Genomic DNA, 22,289 nt, shown 5'->3' on the forward strand with positions numbered 1-22,289 from the left:
TAAAAACCGTATCTGTTTGTTTAACTTGTTAATACAAATATCCACTATTTTTAATCATTCTACAATACCTACAAATAGGGATATTGAAAATTCATTGTATTAAAGTTTGGAGCATAAAAAAGAGAAGCCATACGACCTCTCTTTTAAAATGATATTATACTTCACTATACCGAAACACCAAAGTCTCTTAAAGCATCGTTTAATGAAGTCTTCTTATCTGTAGACTCTTTCCTCTTTCCAATAATTAATGCACATGGAACTTGGAATTCACCTGCAGGGAATTTCTTTGTACGTGTACCAGGAATTACAACAGAATTTTCAGGAATATACCCTTCATGCTCTTTTTCCGTGTCACCAGTAACATCAATAATCTTTGTTGATTTTGTCAATACGACATTTGCACCTAATACAGCACCATCACCAACTTGTATTCCTTCAACAACAATACAACGAGAACCAACAAAACAGTTGTCTCCAATAATTACTGGAGAAGCACCTACGGGCTCTAATACACCACCGATACCGACACCACCTGATAAGTGAACGTTTTTGCCAATTTGAGCACAACTTCCTACTGTTGCCCATGTATCAACCATTGTTCCTTCTCCAACCCATGCGCCAATATTTACATAAGAAGGCATTAATATTACACCTTTCGAAAGGAATGAGCCATAACGAGCAACCGCATGAGGAACTACACGAACTCCTAACGCTTCATAATTACGTTTTAAGTCAATCTTGTCATAAAACTCCAATGGTCCTACTTCTATCGTTTTCATTCCCTGAATAGGGAAATATAAAAGGACTGCTTTCTTAACCCATTGATTTACGATCCACTCGCCATCAACCTTCTCTGCAACACGCACTTTACCTTGATCCAAAAGTTCTATCACCTCTCTTACACATGCCTGTGTTTCATTCTCCTGTAATAAAGAACGATCTTCAAATGCAGATTCAATTATCTTAATATAATCGTTGTACATATTATTTTTATTTATATGAATTCTTTTATTTAACGCACCTTACCTTACAAATCGTTACAAAAGTAACGATTTATATTATTATTGTTATTTAAATCGATGTTAAATATCGTAGGAAACACGACCATATGACATTGATTTTTCTCCTCTATTCGTGAAATATAAAATAGATTTTCTATTTCACGAACATGGAAACACTAGTATAATTTTAATAAAAATATTCATATGTTATATTTCATTATTATGGGTTGGAGTTAAACATTATGTTTGTATTTTTGCAATGTGTAACTATTTGAATTTAAATTATATTTACGTATATTTAAATAAGTAATCGTAGTAAAAGCCTTTTTAGAGAGAAAGAGATGGAATTGTTTGAAAAAGGCAATTTGTTTGCGTAATTTTACATAAAATATTACGTGTGAGATGTAAAGAATATCATTAAAATTGAATTATAAAGAATTGATTATGAGTAAATTCATGTTTGCTCTAGTTTTGATCTACTTTATGTTCTCTAGTATAGAGAATAAAGTACTGCAAGCAGCCTCTTTTGAAGAGGTTGAAGACAGTAGTATGATATCTACCCCTTTGAACCACATCCAAGAAGAAGAGACGGAATCGACAAAACCGATATTAATTATCAGAGCTGTCGAAGAGACTCGTCTATATACTCAAGATAATCCAACATTTCGATTTACCATTGTGAATGATCCAACCGTACCTTTAACAGACATTGATGTATTACCTACAGCAACGTGTGCGGCGACGAGATCTTCTTCAGAAGGGGATTACGAGATCATGGTTACAGGTGGTTCAGATGATGTATATGACATACAAGTTCAGAACTCGTGGCTTCATGTCAAAAAATTAATTAGTTCTGACATCGAATTACAAGTTATAGGAGATATTGAGACAGCATACGCCGGTACTAAGATTGACATACCATATGAGTTTACACCTAAATATTATAAGGGTACTCACAATGAGATTATATTAAATTATGAAGTCATAAAAATGTCCGTAACCTATGAAGATGAATATGGTAACAAAGTAGAGCCTGTAAATGTAGGACAGTATTGGTATGAAGTGAAATTCGATGATGATAACGTTATAGAAGGGAATAAAATATTTGGGTTTCTTACCATTACCAAAGCTCCTTTAGAGATCGGTGTAACAAACGTCACCAAAGAACAAGGGAAAGCAAACCCTCCTATAGAATATACTTTTAAAGGGTTTGTAAATGGAGAAACAAAAGACGTTATTGATCAATTACCCACGATTAATAATAGTGTAGATAAAAGTACAGTACAGGGTTCTTACGACATTACACTTTCAGGAGGAAAAGATGATCATTATGACATCAAAACTACCAATGGTAAATTTACAGTCACAGGCCCATCTGTTGCAGTTGATTTCACTATGGATGATAAAAATGTGACTTATAATGGAACAGCCCATGGGGTCGCAGTAACTATTACACCATCTGATTTCACATATGAACTTACATACAACGGCTCATCTAAAGTTCCCAAAGAGGTCGGTACTTATGAAGTGATTGCAAAATGCACAGATAAGAGAGCTGGGTCAAATATTGGATATACAAAAAAATGTGTGTTAGTAATACAAAAAGCAACCATTTACATCACGGCTCATAACAAGGAGTGTTACTTTGGTGAAGAGATTCCCCCACTGACCCGTTCTTTTGATGGGTTTGTAGGTGAAGATAACAGTATCGCTGTATCTCCATCCATTTCATGCGCTGCCAACAAAGGAGACAGTCCCGGAGAGTATGATATAATATTAGTTGGAGGTAGCGACCCAAATTACAATATCCATTTGACCAATGGTAAGCTGACAATTAAGAATAAAAAGCTGGTGATTACATTTGGTCAGAAAGAGTTTGAGTACGATGGAGAAGCCAAGGAGATGGAAGTTACCACAGATCCAGAAGGAATTGCGATAGAAATAACATACAATGACAGCCATGAGTTGCCTGTAGCATCTGGTCAATATACCGTAATGGTTAAATCGTTAGATCCGAACTATCAAGGTCAAGAACAAATTACAATGGCAATTTGGTCTAGAAAAGAAGAGATGGATGTAGTAAATGCAATCATTGATGATGGGACTAACGAAACACTGCTTCGAATTAACAATATCGATGCATATGCGAACAACAGCCTTATACTATATGATCGTGCTGGTCATATGCTATTTCAGAGTGTACAAGAGTATCAAAATGACTATGATTTAAAACCACTTCATGAAGGGACTTATTTTTATCTCTTTAGTTATGAATTTAATGGTGAAAAGGTTTATGAAAAACGGTTCATTGAACTCATTCGACCGTAATGATTATTAAAAATAGCTCTGTGGATGCAATGTATAAAAACAACATATAATTATTTTCTTCTTGTATTGACACTTACTATCTGTATGTTAAATATAAGAGTAAGTCATGCACAAGAAAAGTTAAACTTCAATACGATTGTAGATCATATCGGTCTTCTCAATCCTTCGTACACAGGAAAAGATACCACAGTATGGATTGATGCCATCAACACGACCCAATGGTCTGGTTTTGATGGTTCACCTACAACCACAACAGCCTATATGCATGGTCATATTCAAAGCATCGAATCGGTAGATAGAGGTGAGGATGTAAAGAAGACACTTGGCTTTGGTTTCACCATCCAGAGTGATAAAATAGGATTGCGTAATAATTCAACCGCATCGATACAATTAGAGGCAGGTGTTCAGCTAGGAAGTTACACCTATCTCTTCTTCGGTCTTGATGGAGGTTCTAACCTTATTCGATACGACCTAGGTAAGATGGATGCGGGAGTGGTTACACCAGTTGGAGATGATAGAAATGAATATTTTGTTGGAGGGGGATTAACACTTGAAGCCAACTATTTAACAATAGGTGGATCTGCAAGGCGTCTTATTTCAACCAACACAGAGACCAATAACATGGTATACTACGGACATGCAGAATATATGGCCATGCTACCAAGTTTTAGTCTACGGCCTGTAGGAGTAGTAATGTATGATGTAAATAAACAGTTAAACTGGGATGCAGGACTTTTTGCAGGGTTTGTTAGAGATAAAATTTGGGTGGGAGGAGTCTATCATAGCAACAAATCTATAACAGGAATATTAAGACTCCATGCATTAAAATTCTTTAAGCTTTCTTATGCCTATACTTTAAATACGGGTGAACTAGTCAATTTTGCAAAGAATACCCACGAATTTAATGTATCTATTGATATTAGAAATCTATGGATGAAAATATTCGGAATCAAACATGCAGTAATTATCGATGATTATTTGGGAGATGGAGATATTGGATCTCAAAAAAACTCGATAATGAACAAATAAATTAATATATTGCAATAGCAAATGAAATTAATCCATTATCTCACTAGATAATAGGACTTATTATAAGGAGAATATGAGATATTTACTTGGTATAATACTATTGTTGTCATCTTTTATTGTACAAGCCGATAAACTTAGTCGTAAAGACAAATCCGACTTAGATAAGCTTATACGCAGCGAACAGTACGAGAAAGCGATCAAGAAAATTGAGATCTTGTCTAAACGCTACAAACGATCGTACCAGCTTCAAATGTTGAAAGGGATTATCTATACTGCTATGCCTGAACATATGGGGGAGGCAGATAAAGAAATTGCAAAAGCTCTTGAGTTAACAAAAAAACCTTTTGAGCAGCAACAGATTCGTTATCACGTAGCAAGGGCCTACCACAGACAGGAGAAATTTCAGGACTGTATCAATGAGTGTAAGAACCTGTTGAAAGATGTAGAGAAATGGAAACGTAATTCCGACGGTAAGATTGATCAATTAGTAACCATGGCACGTACTTCTAGTATGTATCTTGATGCACCTATTGATGTAAATATAGACTCTTATGATGTAAACACTACTGGCTTTGAACTGGCTCCTGTTATCCCATTAAATGAAGAACAACTTCTTTACTCATCGGGGAAAGGGAATTCGGTACTTAGAAAGCACTATTCAGGCGATAAAGACAACTCTTCCATGAAGCGACTAAGCTTCTCCAAAGGAAAAGTGATCACTAGCCTCTCTATGAACCTGCAAAGAGATGTAATGGTTCTTTCAGTAGCACGTAAAGACAACTATAAAGGAGAATCTACAATCTATATCTCGAAGAAAGACAAAGGGACATGGACCAAGCCTAGACCTCTTCCTGAAGAGATCAACTCTTCTTCGGAAGATAACTTTGCTTCCATAAGTCCTGACGGTCACTGGATCTTTTTTTCTAGTAAACGTTTTGGGGGAAAGGGTGGATATGATATCTACCGTGCAAGGTTAAATAGAGATTGGACCGTTGAGAAACCTAAGAATGTAGGAAAATTTGTAAATACCCATCGTGACGAAATATATCCAGTACTACACCCTAACGGTACATCACTATACTTTAGTACCAATGGACAGATGGGAGTAGGTGGTTTTGACATCTACTATTCTGATGAATATGAGGGTACATTTACCGATCCTATTAACCTAGGTTATCCTTTAAACTCAACGGCAGATGATTTTGAATATGTAGAGTCTGTAGATGGTACGGCAGGATATCTTGTATCACGACGTATGAATGGTAAAGGAAGTACTGATATATACAAAGTATTCTATCCAGACAGAGAACGTAACGGCCTATATGCTGTAGTCGGCAACTACGACACAGAACTACATGAAAATGACTCTATTGTCGGAGCTCTAGAAAACATTTCAACTGTCAAAGAACTTTCAGTTAATGATGAGACAGGTGATTTCTCTGTCATTGCAAAGAGTGGTGAAAACTACGAACTATCTATAAAGACCAGCGAAAACCAAGACTCAGTATACCAAGCAAAGATCTTTGTTTCGGGGAAAGAGTATGAGCAGATGACTCCTCCATTGGTTGACCTTGGAAATATTGATCCAAATGGTGTGAAAGACGAAGCACCGAAAAAAGAGGAGGTAGTAAATCTTTCCCGTGAAGAGTTACAACATATCTTCTTCGAAAGAAACTATGCTCGTTTAACTAACTATTCACAAAATGTTATCAGAAAACTTATTCTTCGCGAAGGGTTAAAAGACAACGATGTTAAGCTAGCACTTTCAGGAACGATAGATGGCCAAGAAGTTCTATTAGAGAAATCATATCTTGCAAAACAACGTTGTGAGATAGTCATGAAATATCTAATTAAGATGGGTATCCAGCCTGAAAGAATTAAGATCATTGATAATCCAGAAGTATATCGTCCGTTTGTAGTGGATCACTACTTCCATAAGTTATACTACTATCTATATCTAGACCAAAAGGTCGATGAAGAGTTTATCAAATCATTAGAATCACACGAACAAATGAGAATGGGTAACCTACTCAACCGAAGAGTAAAAATCGATATCTTAGATAAATAATCAAAAAGGAGGCCAAGTGCCTCCTTTTTATCTTTCACATCACACCATACGAGAGCTTCTCTTTTAGAGGTCGTTTTTTATCCTTTTGTAAACTCTACAATCAAAGCGATCGATTCTCATATTTGTTTCCCTAAAAAGGTAGTACTTTTGGTCTTATCCTAAAAAGCATAAGGATACAGAACCAAAACATTACATATCACCTTTTTATTTTAACGACCCATGACAACCGAATCTAGGTACAACCAGAGAGGCGTTTCAGCATCCAAAGAGGATGTACATAATGCAATTAAGAATGTGGATAAAGGCCTTTACCCAAAAGCATTCTGTAAGATTATACCTGATATTCTTGGTGGAGATGACACTCACTGTAATATTATGCATGCAGATGGAGCTGGGACCAAATCCTCACTGGCCTATATGTATTGGAAAGAGACAGGAGATCTTTCTGTTTGGAAAGGGATAGCCCAAGATGCACTGATCATGAATATTGACGATCTACTTTGTGTAGGTGCAGTAGATAACATTTTACTTTCATCTACCATTGGTCGTAACAAAAACCTTATCCCTGGAGAAGTCATTAAAGAGATTATTGAAGGAACCGAGACCTTATGTCAAGAGCTTTCGAGCCAAGGAGTAAGAATACACCCTACAGGTGGAGAGACTGCCGATGTCGGAGATCTTGTAAGAACAATTATTGTTGACTCTACAGTTACGGCTCGCATGAAACGAAGTGACGTAATTAGTGCCGATAACATTAAAGATGGCAATGTCATTGTTGGTCTATCTTCATTCGGAACCGCAACTTACGAAAAAGAGTACAATGGTGGTATGGGTTCCAATGGATTAACCTCTGCACGTCATGATGTCTTCGCGAACTATCTAGCAGAGAAATACCCAGAAAGCTACGACCAACAAGTTCCAGCAGATCTAGTATACTCGGGAAGCAAATCGTTAACGGAGAAAGTAGAAGAGTTAGGTATCGATGTAGGTAAACTAGTGCTATCCCCTACCCGAACTTATGCACCGATAGTAAAAGAGATATTAGAGAAATACCGTTCTGATATATTTGGAATGATCCACTGTTCCGGAGGAGCTCAAACCAAAGTATTACATTTTGTGGATAATGTTCACGTGGTGAAAGACCAAATGTTTGACATACCACCTCTATTTAAAATTATCCAAGAAGAGAGTAAAACACCTTGGGAAGAGATGTACAAAGTATTCAACATGGGCCATCGATTCGAGCTATATGTCAACCCTGAAGTGGCTGATAAAATCATTGAAATCTCCAAATCATACCATGTCGATGCAAAGATTATTGGTCATGTAACATCTTTTGAAGGAAAAAAAGTGACTATTAAATCTGAATTTGGTACTTTTGCATATTCTTGATTTCATGTGAAATGAAGAGTAATGATGTAACCCATCATTAGAAATAGAACAAGTGATCAAAAAATAGAACATGGCGAATAATAGTTTGCTTGAAAAGTTTGAAGCGATAAAGATGCGATTCGAAGAGGTAGGAAAACAAATTACCGACCCTTCTATAATCTCTGACATGAAAAGATATGTAAAGCTAAACCAAGAGTACCGACGTATGGAGGATCTTGTGCAAGCTTTTGAAGATTATCAACGTATCGTCAACAATATCAACGAAGCCAAAGAACTTATTGCTGAAGAGAGCGATGAGGACATGAAGGAGATGGCTCGTGAAGAGCTTTCTGAGAACGAAGCATTGGTAGCTCCAAAAGAACAGGAGATCAAAATGCTATTAGTTCCTGCTGACCCAGAGGATGCAAAGAATGCCATCATAGAGATTCGTGGTGGAACAGGAGGAGATGAAGCAGCTATATTTGCTGGCGACATCTTCAAAATGTATTCTAAGTATGCAGAGAAGAAAGGCTGGAGAGTTGAAGTAACCAATTCCAATGAAGGCACCCTTGGTGGATACAAAGAGATCGTAATGAAGATCTCTGGAGAGAATGTATACGGAACAATGAAATTCGAAGCTGGAGTTCATCGTGTACAACGTGTCCCTCAAACAGAAACACAAGGACGTGTACATACTTCTGCTGCAACGGTTGCTGTTCTTCCTGAAGCGGAAGAATTCGATATTGATCTAAGAGAAAGTGATATCCGTAAAGATACTTACTGTTCTTCTGGACCTGGTGGACAGAGTGTAAACACCACCTATTCGGCGATTCGTTTAACACATATCCCTACAGGTATTGTGGTTACTTGTCAAGATCAGAAGTCACAGCTAAAGAACTTAGCAAAAGCAATGGTCGAGCTACGTACTCGTATCTATAACATGGAGCATCAGAAATACCTAGATGAGATTTCATCTAAACGTAAGACGATGGTCGCTTCAGGAGATAGATCAGCAAAGATTCGTACTTATAACTGGCCTCAAGGGCGAGTAACAGACCACAGAATCAATCTTACTCTTTATAGTCTTCAAAACATTATCAATGGAGACATTGATGAGATTATCGAGAAACTAAGAATGGAAGAAAATTCAGAACGTCTAAAAGAGAGCGAATTATAAAGATGTACAGTCATTGGACATTAAACATATTTCATGAATTCTTTACATTGTTTGTCTACAAAAACAGTGTAGCAGGATTCTAATTTTATTAAAGTCGACAATTTATTGTCGGCTTTTTTTATGCGACAAAAACATTAAAAGAAGTTTATTGGTTTTATTATAAAAAATAAGGTTATCATGAATTCACAAGAACTATTTGAACAGATTAAAAAGAAAAGATCTTTCCTATGTGTTGGTTTAGACACGGATAAAACTAAAATCCCTGAACATCTATTAGATACTGATGATCCTATCTTCGAGTTTAATAAAGCGATTGTAGATGCAACCCACGACCTATGTGTGGCATACAAACCCAACTTAGCATTTTACGAAAGCGAAGGAATCGACGGATTGAAGAGTTTAGAGAAGACAGTAAAATATATTCGTGAGAACTACCCTGAGTTATTTCTTATCGCCGATGCAAAAAGAGGTGACATAGGAAACACCTCTAAAATGTATGCAAAGGCATTCTTTGAACACATGAATTTCGATTCTGTAACAGTCGCACCATATATGGGAGAAGACTCTGTTACTCCATTCTTGTCTTATGAAAACAAATGGGTTATTCTTCTTGCCTTAACCTCAAACAAAGGAGCATTTGACTTCCAATTTATGGAAGAGGATGGAACTCGTCTTTTCGAGAAGGTACTAGAAACATCAAAGAAGTGGGGAACACCTGAAAATATGATGTATGTTGTCGGTGCTACAAAAGCAGAGAGCCTTTCTGACATCCGTAAGATCATCCCTGAAAGCTTCTTGCTTGTCCCTGGTGTTGGAGCACAAGGAGGTAGTTTAACAGAAGTTGCCAAATATGGTCTAAATGACAAATGTGGTCTTCTAGTAAACTCTTCAAGAGGAATCATTTATGCTGGTAAAGACGAAGACTTTACTCTTTTCGCTAGAGGAGAAGCAATGAAAGTACAAAGTGAAATGTCATCTCTATTAGAAGAGAAAGGGCTGATCTAACATACTCCTTGCATAATATTCAACCAATAAATGAAATGAATAAAGGGGGAGAACCATCATGACAATAATGAGTTAAATCAACAATAATGAAAAAAGATAGCACTTTTTTAATATTTAGTCAGGCTATCTCTAACTCAATCATATTATAAGTCATATGGAAAATAAATAAAAATGCATCGTCACAATAATACGATAAGTATTATATCGTGGTGATGCATTTTTATTATTTGTATCAAATAAGATATTTTATTACCTAATGGTATCTTAGTATGGGACGAATCGTACTTTTTACACTTATTTATTTCGAGTCTAGACAATTTTTCATACTATTGTTACAAAGTTTATACATCTGTCTCCGTAACATTATGATTAACGGTATTTTCTTATAACCTCTCCCTCATCATAATTGTTATCCTCTTAAAGGCACAAGTATATTTAATCTAAAAACAATAATAGAAAAGGATTATGATCGCATTTAATGTCATGATCGCTGTCTTTGTATTAGGCTACCTTGGTATTGTACTAGAACACAATACTAAAATCAACAAAGCAGCGGCAGCTCTCATTATGGGAGGCCTACTATGGGCAATTTACGCACTATTTGGAACTGAAATTTTAGGCTTAGACTATAGTAGTAGCTGGCATCATTATCTTCATTCCGGTGGAGAAAAAAATGGTTTAGTTGACTTCATTGTTCACCACGAATTGGTGGAACACCTATACGAAATTTCAGCTATTCTATTCTTCCTTTTAGGAGCAATGGGTATTGTTGAAATTGTTGACTCATTTCAAGGATTTCGCGTCATTACAGACCAGATAAAGACTCGAAATATTGTTAAGCTTATATGGGTTATTTCAATATTAACATTCTTCATGTCCGCCGTATTAGATAACCTAACAACTACAATTGTCATGGTTACCCTAATTCGTAAAATACTTGATAACAAAGAAAATCGTTGGTTCTTCGCATCCATGATTGTTCTAAGTGCCAACGCAGGTGGTGCATTTTCACCCATCGGTGATGTCACAACCATTATGCTATGGATTGGAGGACAAGTAACATCAACTCATATTATCACATCTCTATTCATCCCGAGTTTGGTAAGTATGCTAATACCTCTATTCATCGCCTCTATAGTATTGAAGGGTAAGAGAGAGGAACCACAACTGGAAGAATCTGAAACAAGAGAATATACAACTCCGGGAGAGCGAAAACTAATCTTCTTTGCTGGAATCATCTGCCTGTTATTTGTTCCTGTTTTTAAAACAGTCACACACCTGCCTCCTTTCATTGGTATGTTATTAGGCTTAGGAGTAATGTGGTTTGTATCAGAAGTAATGATCCAAAAGAAGCCTCATGATGACCAACGTAAATTAAGTGTAATCAAGACTATTCACAAACTGGATACACCAACCATCCTATTCTTCTTAGGAGTACTACTAGGGGTATCTGCACTTACATCTGCAGGTCAACTTGATATGATGGCCGAATTAATGGACAAACATATTGGAGATATTTACGGTATCAATATCGCCATTGGGTTCTTATCTTCGATTGTAGATAACGTACCATTGGTAGCTAGTGCCATGGGTATGTACGAAGTGGCAGGAGCTGATGCAGTTGGCTACCTAACAAACTTTGTTCAAGATGGTCAATTTTGGTCTTTCCTTGCATACTGTGCAGGTACAGGAGGATCAATCCTTATCGTCGGTTCTGCAGCAGGAGTAGCAGCCATGGGAATGGAAGGAATCACTTTTGGGTGGTACTTCAAAAAGATATCATGGATTGCAGCTATTGGATACTTAGCAGGTGCTTTCACCTATATGTTCTGTAACGGCGTATTCTAGAGACGACATAAAAATCTAAAATGGGGGACTAATATAGTCCCCCATTATATTCTCATATTGACAACACCGAGACAAATAATCTCTACTAAAGTACTTCCAACTTAAATAAAAATCTATTTAAACTGTTCTGCAGGGTGACTCCACACAAATGGATCTGCATATGGTCCTGAAATAGATGATGTTGATTCAATACCATCCAGAATTCCTGGAGTAAATACTTTAGCAAACCAGTTCTCAAGAGGCATCTCCGATTCTGCAGGGATACCAATTTTATGTGGTGCATTATATCTTCTACCATAATGATGTTTTTCGCCAGCGATAAACACAACATCAGGATTAAGTTCTCTCTCAGCAATATCCATAAGTTCACTTGCCAATCCTTGTCGTTGAAATCCAGGCAAAACAGCTAGTGGTGCTAAAACATAACATTTTAACTCTGGTGCAGAATCAATAGTAATAGGTGTATAACAAGCATGAGCCACCTCTTTATAAATAATCGAGTAACTACCATCTTTAATCAAATCTATAGCCAAGTTGGCATACAGTTTTGCATGTCTTTCATCATATAACCCTCCTGCTTCTTTGAATGCAGTAAACTCTATATGTGAGGCCAATTCGATATGCTCTTTACTTTGAGCCTTTGTACAGTATTTCATTTTTAAATAAGTATTAGCATTATTAAATAAGTACTTAAAATCATCCGATAAACTTATGCTTCATCATCTTCTGCTTCAGCTTTGTGAAGTTCTTATCATATTGTCTCTCTCCAGCAAAGGATTTCTCAGATCTCTTACGATCCCAAAAGTCAATCTCTCTCTTTAATTGCAGATAACTATCATACCTTTCAGGAGTTATATAACCTTCTTCTAGTTGCTCTTGCACAGCACACCCTGGTTCTCCCTGGTGTGTACAATCACGAAATTTACACTCATCAGAGATCGTGGATATCTCCTCAAACAGCTTATCTACATCATCATTATCTGCCCATGACTGGACATCTCTTAAGCCAGGAGAATCAATCACATAAGCCCCACTCTCTAGCTCGAACATATAGGATGAAGTCGTGGTATGTCTTCCCCTCTTATTACTCCTTTTGACTTTAGATGTTTTTTGCAACTCTTCTTTCATTAAGAAATTAGTAATTGTTGACTTCCCAACACCTGAAGGACCGATAAACACCCCTACCTTCTCCTGCTCTAGATAACTCAAAATAGCATTGATACCAGTACCTTCAATAGTACTTGTCACCAAAATATCAACTCCAGGAGCAATCGTTTCTGCCTGACACTTCACTAAATCAGATATACTATTTTGGTCCGATTTATTCAGAACAATAATAGGTGTTGCACCGCTATTCCAAGCAACCAACATCAACCTCTCAAGCAAGCGATCTGAATAGTTTCTACCTCCATCCAATCCTAATACAACAAAAACATAATCTATATTCACTGCTAATATCTGACTACGGCTAGATCTACCTACAGACTGTCGCATAATACAATTCTTACGCTCAAAGACTTCTGTTATTATAAAATGTCCATCTAAATCAATTGCTTCAATCCAATCTCCAACACATGGAATAACTTCACCACCATTTTCGTCAAAATAGATAGCTCCTTTAAGACTTGCATTATATATATCAGCACCTATCTTAATATTATATCGATCATATTGCTTCTCCACAACACGACCACGAACAGTCTGATTAATACACATTCTCAGCTCCTTTCTTTATCCCTAATTCATTCAATAAAGAGATAATTGAATCTGAAGTAAATGGCAAATTCAATACTGGTTTTAATGCAATTGTTAACAACAATAATTCATTATCATCTGCTGCAATCCGATTTAATCGCGTCACACCACATTTGTTGCATTTATGAATAATAGACCACTCATTATTTTTCTGTACATATATACCTATTGGAACCATTGCACCTCGACAACTAGACCGACGGTCGCCAGGAGTGATATCTACATGCAAACTACACAAACAGTGTGGACAGTGGTTACGATGGTTCCCTCCAATCGATAATGGAGCAACAGCTTTACCACAAGAGCAACAAATAAAAGACTCTAATGGATTGTTTCTTAATATTTTATTTCGTGTCATTTCTACTCATCAATATTTCATTGTAAATGATTAGTAATGACCAATCATCTACCTTATGATGTATACCTTTGGATCATCTGTTCTTTTACTGTTTCCAAAGGGTATTCATCCGTTTTATAGATATAGTTTATCGCTATACCATCTAATTCTGAGGTGAACATATATTTAAGAATACTACTCTTTTCATGATGTACCCCCTTTAATAATCTCTCAGCAAAACCTAATAGGATATCTGAACGCTCTTCAATCAGATCAATCAATATTAACCGTGTTGTCGGATAGAACATTACACTCAAATAGAGCTGAAAGAACTCTTTATCTTCTTCCATCTGGTGAAATATTCTTTCAATATGCTGTCTTAACCGAACCTTCGGATCCATCCCTTCACTTTGCTCTTCGTACTCCTCAATCATCTTAACAACAATGCCTGTTGTAGAACTAAAGATCTCTCTCAAAAGCTCATTCTTATTCTTAAAATGATGGAATACAAGTCCATTAGAAACATTCGCCATTTTGCAGATCGCGGATATAGAAGTATTCTCAAATCCTTGTTCAGAAAATAGCTTTGTCGCGGAATCAATTATCTGTTTTCTTTTGTCCATAAAATCAATAAATTACAAAAACCGAGTGATCACTCGGTCAGCAAAAGTATGAAATAAATAATAAACTCCAACACTTAAGAAATATATTATACATTTTCAACAAACTAAAAACCACTATCTTCCATTCAAAGAGGATACGTCAAGCAACTTCAAAACCGATCATTAGGATAACTCAATGAAAGATTTTAAACACTCATCTGACATCAGACACAAAGGACATACATCAACATTATATAAATATTATTCTCCAAATGATACGCCAAGAACCTCATCGATAAGTAATAATTCGACACCACCTGTTAGAGGATATAAAAAAAAGGAGGCCGTACCTTCCACGAATAACAACCGCTATCCATAAAAAGACAAGATCCCCCTTTCCGAGTGATACTTTTATGTAGAATGTATCAAGTCATCGTATTAATCCTTATTCTTATATAAATACCTAAACATCATAGCTATTCCCACTAAAGTGATTATCATACCAATCACTAAAAATAGAAAAACAGTACTTGTCAGATCGTTGAAAAACCACTCAGCAATACATCCAATAATAATTACACCTCCAATAATGTATACCCACAGTCCTTTTTTCATAATACTCGATGTTAATATGCATTGGTTTATCTATAAGAAAACAATATACAAAAAGGGACTAGACATAAAAAGTTAGACACAACAAACTAAGCATTGAAAATCCCCACAATTGGAACAATGCTATAACTATTCATATGCTATAATCCCACAAGCTTTCATCCCAATAAACCACATTAATTAATTGTTATCTTATTGTTATAAAACATGTTAACTCACCTCTAGTTTTACACAACTTCTTTGTAAATTTAAAGGACATCGTTAAGATGTAACTCGTTTATTAACCAAAAACTCTCTGAATATGGCAGAAAAAATGACTTTCAATGAGCTAAGAAGGATAAAAGACAGTCTACCAGATGGCACGATGTCTCGCATAGCGTCAGAGTTAGGTATTACGACAGCTACAGTACGAAATTACTTTGGTGGATCAAATTGGAAAGATGGTACCAGTGTTGGTATACATTTAGAGAGAGGCCCTGGTGGTGGAGTGGTCATGCTAGATGATACCACTATTCTAAACAGAGCAAGAAACATATTAGATGAATCGTAAAGATTAGCACCTACGATTTACAAGAAGAAGAAAAAAGAGGTAAAAAGATCTATCCGACAACATAAGCACATCGATCTGTTTACCCCTTTTTTTATCAATATTAGATCAAACCTTTAATGTCTGAAATAATCTGATTTGCCAAAGCATCTGCCTCCTCAATAGAAGGAGCTTCTGAATAGATACGAATAATTGGCTCTGTATTTGACTTTCTTAAGTGTACCCAACGGTCTGCAAAATCGATTTTAACCCCATCGATATTATTCACATTCTCGTGAGCATACTTCTCTTCCATCTTCACCAACAAACCATCAACATCAATTTCCGGAGTCAACTCAATCTTATTCTTAGAGATAAAGTATGCTGGATATGTCGCTCTCAATGCAGAACAAGTCATCTGCTTATTTGCTAGATGTGTCAAGAAAAGACCAATACCAACCAAAGCATCACGACCAGAGTGGCTCGCTGGATAGATAACGCCTCCGTTTCCTTCTCCACCAATAATTGCATTGGTAGCCTTCATCTGTGCCACTACGTTCACCTCACCTACAGCTGAAGCAGTGTAGCTACATCCGTACTTTTCAGTTACATCACGCAATACACGAGAAGAAGAGAGGTTAGAAACCGTGTTACCAGGTGTTTTAGAAAGAACATAATCAGCCACTGCTGCTAAAGTATACTCTTCGTTAAACATCGAACCATCTTCATTGATAATAGCCAAACGGTCCACGTCTGGATCAACAACAAATCCAACATCAACACCCTCTTTCTTAATAATAGCAGAAGTCTCTACCAAGTTCTCAGGAAGTGGTTCTGGAACATGAGCAAAATGACCTGTTGCTTCGCAGTTGATCTCCACAATCTGCTCCACACCGAATGCTTTCAACAATTTAGGAATAGCAATACCTCCTACAGAGTTCACTGCATCGATAGCCACTTTAAAGTTTGCTCTCTTGATCGCCTCTACATCAACCAACTCTAAATTCAATACGTGATCCACATGGTAATCCGTATAATCTTTCTCTGACACTTGACCTAGATCGTCTACCTCTGCAAAAGTAAAAGCCTCATTTTCGGCAATAGCAAGAATCTCTTTTCCAGCCTTGTCATTCAAGAACTCTCCATCTGCATTCAATAGCTTCAATGCATTCCACTGCTTTGGGTTATGACTAGCAGTAAGAATAATACCTCCATCAGCTTTCTCTGCAGTTACAGCAAGCTCTGTTGTAGGTGTTGTCGCCAAACCAATATTCACTACGTCTACACCCATTCCCATCAATGTACCAACTACAAGTGAGTTGACCATCTCTCCTGAGATACGAGCATCACGTCCCACTACAATTGTCATCTTCTTATCGCCTGCTTGCGATTGCATAAAAGTGCTGTAAGATGCAGTAAATTTAACTACGTCTAGAGGACTTAACCCCTCTCCTGCTTGTCCTCCGATAGTACCACGGATTCCAGAGATCGATTTAATAAGAGTCATCTTGGTTTAAAATTTTTTGATTAAGATACAAAGTTGTATAATTTCTTCACCAAAGTCAAACCTACCAGTAGGGAATGAACCATCCGATACTTAACTTTGTATTATAAGTTATAATGGTAAGATTATTTGGGAATATGGAACTTTTAAAGATATAACTTCTCGATTTTTTTTATCATCTTTGTGCCCGATTTATTCAAATTACGTACAATATTTCTGATTATAAGAATATTGAACTATAATATTTTACATTAAAACATTAAATGATGGGAGAAAGAAGACAGGCCCGAAGTGAAAAAAGGACCGTCGGTAAAGGGGGCTCTAGCGCAGGTCAAAGAGTAGGTAAAAGCCGACCAAAATCATCCGATGCACCAAAAGGTCGTAAAGGGGATGACCGTAGTGCACGTAAAGCACAAAGAGCACCTCGCCATTACAAACAAGAAGAGCAAGAGTCTGACCAATACATGTCTAACGACGGTAAAGTATTTAAGCAGAAGCCTAAATTCTCGGATATGGGCAAAGCTCCTCAAAAAAGAATCAAGAAGAATACCAATGTAAGCAAGCGCAATGACGACACAATGCGTCTGAATCGTTTCATTGCCAATGCAGGAATCTGTTCTCGTCGTGATGCGGATACATATATTGCTTCAGGAGTGGTTACTGTCAATGGAAGCCCCGTTACTGAAATGGGATTCCGTGTAAAGCCAGGAGATGAAGTAAACTTCTCAGGAGAGAAAATTACCGCAGAACAAAAGCGTTATATCCTACTGAACAAACCAAAAGGTTTTGTTACAACAGTAGACGATCCACACGCCGACAAAACTGTGATGGAGCTTGTATCATCAGCTTGTAAAGAGAGATTATATCCTGTAGGACGTCTTGACAAAGAGACAACAGGACTTCTTCTATTTACAAACGATGGTGACCTAACAACTCGTCTTACACACCCAAAATATAATCGTAAGAAGATCTATCATGTTTACTGTGATAAGAAAGTAACCAAAAATCATATCCGTCAGATCTTAGAAGGTGTTAACCTTGAAGATGGATTTGTAAAAGCAGATGCAGTAAGTTACGTAGATCAAGACGACACAAAACAAGTAGGTATAGAAATCCACTCTGGTAAAAACCGTATTGTACGTCGTATCTTTGGTGCGCTAGGGTACAAGGTGATGAAACTAGATAGAGTATATTTCTGTGGTTTGACAAAACTAAACTTACCTCGTGGTAAATGGAGACATCTAACACCAGATGAAATCTCATTCCTTCGAATGGGAAACTTTTAATCCAGATATCATATCTCAAAATACGAAAGGTTGCCACAATGGCAACCTTTTTTTATCTCAAAACCGCCCTAATACCGACGAAATAAAAACAAAACACATACACCGCTCCTAAATTAAAATATTGATTACTCCTCCACCCCACACTACATATCCTACATAAAAATTCCCCCAACACACATCCACTGTTTTGTTTCAGCAAGACAATACGGATTCTAATCAACATATCTCACACCATAAAACAGAATGTAATAACCGAGAACCTAAACAACAGTTTATTAGACACTTAAATACGAGAACAAAAAAAGTATAAAGAGATCGTAAAAGGAAAATAAAATGGGAAATCAGGAGGCCTATACTAAAGTATGACTTAACAGCTACCATCCTCTGACTTAACCCATCCTTAATCCGCCCCTAATACGCCCTTAATCCGTCCTTTGTCCATGGTTTAGCCATGCTTCCTCCATGGTTTGTCCATCGATTTCGGGGTTTTTGATGGCTGAACCATGGAGGAAGCATGGACGAATCATGGACAAAGGGCGTATTAGGTACGGATTAGGGGCGTATTAGGTACGGATTAGGTTGGGAGGAAGTATAGGGTATTCCCCTGTTTGGTAAGGTTGAATAAGTAATTCGTGAGGCTGTGAAGTCAATTCTGTTAAGGGAGTTAAATGAGCTATTCTAATTTGCATGACAATGTAAAATTAACTCGAGACGGTGTAGAATTAACTCTGTCTAAACTTTATCAATTTAGTTGGCATGGAGAGAGTTGATATAAAAACAGCACATATAGAAGCACTAGATCAGATCCATAATGTATGGTAATTCAATATGCGCGAACGATTCCTTTGTTACAATATAATAAACACCTTTTTTTTGAGAAAGAAAATCATGGAACTCGAATGAAAGAAATATCAGTTTGGAGAAGAAAAATTACGGAACTTAAATGAGAGAGAGATACACTCTGAGAAGGAAAATCACAAAGGAGTAATGACAAATGGATTTGTTTTGTAAGGCATTTGCATGGGGTATCGTTGTAGCCATTTATGATATTAAAAGCAGGCATAATGGTGACTCTAAATCCTTATTGAGGTGGCACTATTTTTAAACTGTTTGTATAATGAAATAGCAGTTTTAATAGTGGACTATCATGTAAAAAAGATTGTTAAGCAGTGAAAATAGAGTACTGTGAACAATTCATAACCGATCTTTATATTGAACATGGTGAAGGTATCATGGGGATATTTAAGATAAAAGGTCAAATACAATCGATTGCCTAAGTGTTGTTTTGATTTTAAGAAAAAAAAGTGACGAAAGAAGTAAAGTGGCAGGTGTTTTATAAATCTTTAAAAGGATGTCAAGAAAAATATTAATTCCTACCTTTGTAACTGTGTAGAATTTAAAAGTTAGTTATGGCAGATAGATTTGCAGATCCCATAGGACGACTGATGGGATTGCGCTACAAGTCACATCCATGGCACGGTGTCTTCATTGGGAAAGATGTGCCGGAGATGGTTACTTGTTATATAGAAGTGGTAAGTACGGATACTGTCAAATATGAAGTAGACAAAGAGTCTGGATATTTGAAGATCGATAGACCACAAAAGTATTCCAATCACGTACCTGCACTATACGGTTTCGTACCACAAACTTATTGTGGCGATTCGTTGGGCGAATTATGTTGCCGAAGAACTGGCCGAGAAGGTATCAAAGGAGATGGTGATCCATTGGATATTATTGTACTGACAGAGAAAGAGATTTCTCACGGTGATATCTTAGTGAGTGCCCATCCGATTGGTGGATTTCGAATGATTGATGGCAATGAGGCGGATGATAAAATCATCGCGGTGTTGAAAGAGGATTTTATTTATGGACATATGACGGACATAAGCGAAGTTCCAGCCAATATCATTTCACGACTAAAGCACTACTTCTTGACTTACAAGGATATTCCTGGAGAAGAGCGCAACTCGGAAATTGCAGAGATCTATGGCAAAGAAGATGCCGTAGAAGTAATTGAAACATCCATAAAGGATTATTCAAACAAATTTGACAACCTAGGCAAACTGTTATAAACCTCTACATAGACCTATTCCCTCAATCTATGAATTGGAATTATACCCTTATAACATGGTGGGACCATGAACTTTCGCCCTCCTATACCCCCAGCGATATATGTCAAAGAAGTATTCGTTTGAGTTCTCGAACAACTGTACCGAAAGATTCAATTTTTCGAGTACAAAACGGGTCGTTTTCTTTTTTAAATGGATTAACTGATTTATCTTTGACATGTAAGATTTGAGTGATTTTTGTATAGTTTTTCAAGAAAATTTAATACCTAAAATACAGAAGATATGAAGGTAACAGTTGTTGGAGCGGGTAATGTTGGAGCAACATGCGCAGACGTACTAGCTTATCGCGAAATTGTTAACGAAGTGGTTATCGTTGACATCAAAGAAGGTGTAGCAGAAGGAAAAGCCCTTGATATTTGGCAGAAAGCGCCGATCAACACTTATGATACTCGTACAGTAGGTTCTACTAACGACTACTCTAAGACTAAAGATTCGGATGTTGTTGTTATCACATCAGGTTTGCCACGTAAACCAGGTATGAGTCGTGATGATTTGATTCAAACCAACGCAGGTATCGTAAAGCAAGTGACAGAGAGCATCATAGCTCAGTCGCCTGAAGCAATTATTATTATTGTTTCGAACCCTCTTGATGTAATGACTTATCAAGCACATATTACATCGAAACTACCTCGTACTAAAGTAATCGGAATGGCTGGTATTCTTGATACTGCTCGTTACCGTGCATTCTTGGCTGAAGCTTTAAATGTTTCACCAAAAGATATTCAGGCTGTATTGATGGGTGGTCATGGTGATACTATGGTACCACTTCCTCGTTACACTACTGTAGGAGGTATTCCAGTAACAGAGCTTATCGAAGCGGACAAGCTAGAAGCTATCGTTGACAGAACAAAAAAAGGTGGTGGAGAGTTAGTGAAACTAATGGGTACATCAGCATGGTATGCTCCAGGTTCAGCAGCGGCTCAGATGGTAGAAGCTATTGTTAAGGATCAAAGACGTGTTTTCCCAGTGTGTATGCAACTACAGGGAGAGTATGGCATTGATAACTGCTACTTAGGCGTTCCTGTAATTCTTGGCAAGAATGGTGTAGAGAAAGTTATCGAGCTTCAGTTGAACGATGATGAGATGAAATTATTGAAAGATTCTGAAGGTCATGTACGCGAAGTTATGGCAGTACTAGATCGTTTGAACGGATAAAAATAATTTTATTTTTATTAACATATAAAGAAAGAGGATTGCATCTGCATCCTCTTTTTTTTATCTTTAAAAAATGATCTGGAGAAAAAAGAAGACCATCATTCCTATTCGTATAGTTGAATTGGAAGACAATGGCATTCATATTGTGTGTCAAAACACCAAAGAACCAGATCTTTGGTGGATAATCGACACAGGTGCGAGTTCGAGTGTTGTAGACCAAAGCTATGCAGAGAAGGTTGAAATAACATATGGTAACAGTTTACTCGTTCTGAAAGGTCTAACAGAGGAGACTATGAATTCAGAGCATGGTTATCTAAAAGAAATTGATCTAGGTAATGATACATTTTATCATGTCAGGGTCGCAGTGATGATGTTAGATCATATTCAACAGATATATGACGAAAATACGGATCTCAAGATATGTGGAATTATTGGATGTGATTTTCTAACGGCACAAGAAGCCGTGATAGATCTACATAAACAAAACATAATTATCAAGAAACATAACGTAAAACATTGAGATTCGATAGGAAACGTAATATATTAAAGATGGTAA

The 22,289-nt window shown here is 36.9% G+C and carries 19 protein-coding genes; 12 read left to right on the plus strand and 7 right to left on the minus strand.

Going from position 1 to position 22,289, the window contains the following annotated elements; all coding sequences use genetic code 11:
• Positions 1–164: 164 nt before the first annotated feature.
• The gene (locus tag K5X82_10115) at positions 165–983 is read right to left on the minus strand and encodes a 2,3,4,5-tetrahydropyridine-2,6-dicarboxylate N-succinyltransferase (protein ID QZT35676.1); all 819 of its coding nucleotides are present in this window, start codon (positions 981–983) and stop codon (positions 165–167) included.
• A gap of 462 nt (positions 984–1,445) precedes the next feature.
• Here K5X82_10115 and K5X82_10120 point away from each other — a divergent pair, with 462 nt between their 5' ends.
• The 7 genes from K5X82_10120 (at position 1,446) to nhaD (ending at position 11,827) form a co-directional block, all read left to right on the plus strand.
• Positions 1,446–3,329 carry an MBG domain-containing protein gene (locus K5X82_10120; GenBank protein QZT35677.1) on the plus strand — a complete coding sequence of 628 codons (1,884 nt, stop codon included), beginning with the start codon at positions 1,446–1,448 and terminating at the stop codon, positions 3,327–3,329.
• A gap of 24 nt (positions 3,330–3,353) precedes the next feature.
• Complete coding sequence (locus K5X82_10125; GenBank protein QZT35678.1) at positions 3,354–4,358, plus strand: PorP/SprF family type IX secretion system membrane protein; 1,005 nt, start codon at positions 3,354–3,356, stop codon at positions 4,356–4,358.
• Between the two features lie 73 nt (positions 4,359–4,431).
• Positions 4,432–6,426: a hypothetical protein gene (locus K5X82_10130; GenBank protein QZT35679.1), complete on the plus strand. Its 1,995-nt coding sequence runs from the start codon at positions 4,432–4,434 to the stop codon at positions 6,424–6,426.
• Positions 6,427–6,645: 219 nt separating this feature from the next.
• Positions 6,646–7,818 (plus strand): phosphoribosylformylglycinamidine cyclo-ligase, encoded by a 1,173-nt coding sequence (locus K5X82_10135; protein ID QZT35680.1) that lies wholly within the window; start codon positions 6,646–6,648, stop codon positions 7,816–7,818.
• A gap of 85 nt (positions 7,819–7,903) precedes the next feature.
• Entirely contained in the window at positions 7,904–8,974 is a 1,071-nt protein-coding gene (prfA, locus tag K5X82_10140) for a peptide chain release factor 1 (protein QZT39113.1), read from the plus strand.
• 177 nt (positions 8,975–9,151) lie between these two features.
• Positions 9,152–9,979 carry an orotidine-5'-phosphate decarboxylase gene (gene pyrF, locus K5X82_10145; GenBank protein ID QZT35681.1) on the plus strand — a complete coding sequence of 276 codons (828 nt, stop codon included), beginning with the start codon at positions 9,152–9,154 and terminating at the stop codon, positions 9,977–9,979.
• 465 nt (positions 9,980–10,444) lie between these two features.
• Positions 10,445–11,827: a sodium:proton antiporter NhaD gene (gene nhaD / locus K5X82_10150; protein QZT35682.1), complete on the plus strand. Its 1,383-nt coding sequence runs from the start codon at positions 10,445–10,447 to the stop codon at positions 11,825–11,827.
• 113 nt (positions 11,828–11,940) lie between these two features.
• On the opposite strand, the gene K5X82_10155 is transcribed toward nhaD, so the two are convergent.
• The 5 genes from K5X82_10155 to K5X82_10175 all read right to left on the minus strand — a co-directional run bounded on the left by K5X82_10155 (position 11,941) and on the right by K5X82_10175 (position 15,136).
• The gene (locus tag K5X82_10155) at positions 11,941–12,483 is read right to left on the minus strand and encodes a GNAT family N-acetyltransferase (GenBank protein ID QZT35683.1); all 543 of its coding nucleotides are present in this window, start codon (positions 12,481–12,483) and stop codon (positions 11,941–11,943) included.
• A gap of 40 nt (positions 12,484–12,523) precedes the next feature.
• Positions 12,524–13,543 carry a ribosome small subunit-dependent GTPase A gene (rsgA, locus tag K5X82_10160; protein QZT35684.1) on the minus strand — a complete coding sequence of 340 codons (1,020 nt, stop codon included), beginning with the start codon at positions 13,541–13,543 and terminating at the stop codon, positions 12,524–12,526.
• On the minus strand, positions 13,533–13,940 hold the full coding sequence (locus K5X82_10165; protein QZT35685.1) for an RNHCP domain-containing protein: 408 nt from the start codon (positions 13,938–13,940) through the stop codon (positions 13,533–13,535). Before K5X82_10165 ends, rsgA begins: the two co-directional genes overlap by 11 nt.
• 53 nt (positions 13,941–13,993) lie before the next feature.
• Positions 13,994–14,542: a TetR/AcrR family transcriptional regulator gene (locus tag K5X82_10170; protein ID QZT35686.1), complete on the minus strand. Its 549-nt coding sequence runs from the start codon at positions 14,540–14,542 to the stop codon at positions 13,994–13,996.
• Between the two features lie 417 nt (positions 14,543–14,959).
• Positions 14,960–15,136 (minus strand): hypothetical protein, encoded by a 177-nt coding sequence (locus K5X82_10175; protein ID QZT35687.1) that lies wholly within the window; start codon positions 15,134–15,136, stop codon positions 14,960–14,962.
• A 292-nt stretch (positions 15,137–15,428) separates the two neighbouring features.
• On the opposite strand from K5X82_10175, the gene K5X82_10180 reads away from it, so the two are divergent.
• Positions 15,429–15,683, plus strand: a complete 255-nt coding sequence (locus tag K5X82_10180) for a DNA-binding protein (protein ID QZT39114.1) — start codon at positions 15,429–15,431, stop codon at positions 15,681–15,683.
• A 100-nt stretch (positions 15,684–15,783) separates the two neighbouring features.
• On the opposite strand, the gene glmM is transcribed toward K5X82_10180, so the two are convergent.
• A complete protein-coding gene (gene glmM, locus K5X82_10185; GenBank protein ID QZT35688.1) occupies positions 15,784–17,166 on the minus strand; it encodes a phosphoglucosamine mutase in 1,383 nt (460 codons plus the stop codon).
• A 461-nt stretch (positions 17,167–17,627) separates the two neighbouring features.
• On the opposite strand from glmM, the gene K5X82_10190 reads away from it, so the two are divergent.
• From K5X82_10190 to K5X82_10205, 4 genes are all read left to right on the plus strand, one after another.
• Positions 17,628–18,449, plus strand: coding sequence for an rRNA pseudouridine synthase (locus K5X82_10190; GenBank protein QZT39115.1), 822 nt, complete (start codon positions 17,628–17,630; stop codon positions 18,447–18,449).
• A gap of 1,409 nt (positions 18,450–19,858) precedes the next feature.
• Entirely contained in the window at positions 19,859–20,521 is a 663-nt protein-coding gene (locus tag K5X82_10195; GenBank protein ID QZT35689.1) for an inorganic pyrophosphatase, read from the plus strand.
• Between the two features lie 279 nt (positions 20,522–20,800).
• On the plus strand, positions 20,801–21,733 hold the full coding sequence (gene mdh / locus K5X82_10200; GenBank protein QZT35690.1) for a malate dehydrogenase: 933 nt from the start codon (positions 20,801–20,803) through the stop codon (positions 21,731–21,733).
• Positions 21,734–21,806: 73 nt separating this feature from the next.
• Complete coding sequence (locus K5X82_10205) at positions 21,807–22,253, plus strand: retropepsin-like domain-containing protein (protein QZT35691.1); 447 nt, start codon at positions 21,807–21,809, stop codon at positions 22,251–22,253.
• Positions 22,254–22,289: the final 36 nt, after the last annotated feature.

The sequence above is a fragment of the Prolixibacteraceae bacterium genome, from assembly GCA_019856515.1.
GTDB classification, from domain to species: Bacteria; Bacteroidota; Bacteroidia; order Bacteroidales; family Prolixibacteraceae; genus Halosquirtibacter; species Halosquirtibacter xylanolyticus.

Bases quoted from the DNA above. Each gene is read 5' to 3' on its own strand.
- K5X82_10115 (QZT35676.1), bottom strand. From the start codon at position 983: ATGTACAACGATTATATTAAGATAATTGAATCTGCATTTGAAGATCGT.
- K5X82_10120 (QZT35677.1), top strand. From the start codon at position 1,446: ATGAGTAAATTCATGTTTGCTCTAGTTTTGATCTACTTTATGTTCTCT.
- K5X82_10125 (QZT35678.1), top strand. From the start codon at position 3,354: ATGCAATGTATAAAAACAACATATAATTATTTTCTTCTTGTATTGACA.
- K5X82_10130 (QZT35679.1), top strand. From the start codon at position 4,432: ATGAGATATTTACTTGGTATAATACTATTGTTGTCATCTTTTATTGTA.
- K5X82_10135 (QZT35680.1), top strand. From the start codon at position 6,646: ATGACAACCGAATCTAGGTACAACCAGAGAGGCGTTTCAGCATCCAAA.
- pyrF (QZT35681.1), top strand. From the start codon at position 9,152: ATGAATTCACAAGAACTATTTGAACAGATTAAAAAGAAAAGATCTTTC.
- nhaD (QZT35682.1), top strand. From the start codon at position 10,445: ATGATCGCATTTAATGTCATGATCGCTGTCTTTGTATTAGGCTACCTT.
- K5X82_10155 (QZT35683.1), bottom strand. From the start codon at position 12,483: ATGAAATACTGTACAAAGGCTCAAAGTAAAGAGCATATCGAATTGGCC.
- rsgA (QZT35684.1), bottom strand. From the start codon at position 13,543: ATGTGTATTAATCAGACTGTTCGTGGTCGTGTTGTGGAGAAGCAATAT.
- K5X82_10165 (QZT35685.1), bottom strand. From the start codon at position 13,940: ATGACACGAAATAAAATATTAAGAAACAATCCATTAGAGTCTTTTATT.
- K5X82_10170 (QZT35686.1), bottom strand. From the start codon at position 14,542: ATGGACAAAAGAAAACAGATAATTGATTCCGCGACAAAGCTATTTTCT.
- K5X82_10175 (QZT35687.1), bottom strand. From the start codon at position 15,136: ATGAAAAAAGGACTGTGGGTATACATTATTGGAGGTGTAATTATTATT.
- glmM (QZT35688.1), bottom strand. From the start codon at position 17,166: ATGACTCTTATTAAATCGATCTCTGGAATCCGTGGTACTATCGGAGGA.
- K5X82_10190 (QZT39115.1), top strand. From the start codon at position 17,628: ATGTCTAACGACGGTAAAGTATTTAAGCAGAAGCCTAAATTCTCGGAT.
- K5X82_10195 (QZT35689.1), top strand. From the start codon at position 19,859: ATGGCAGATAGATTTGCAGATCCCATAGGACGACTGATGGGATTGCGC.
- mdh (QZT35690.1), top strand. From the start codon at position 20,801: ATGAAGGTAACAGTTGTTGGAGCGGGTAATGTTGGAGCAACATGCGCA.
- K5X82_10205 (QZT35691.1), top strand. From the start codon at position 21,807: ATGATCTGGAGAAAAAAGAAGACCATCATTCCTATTCGTATAGTTGAA.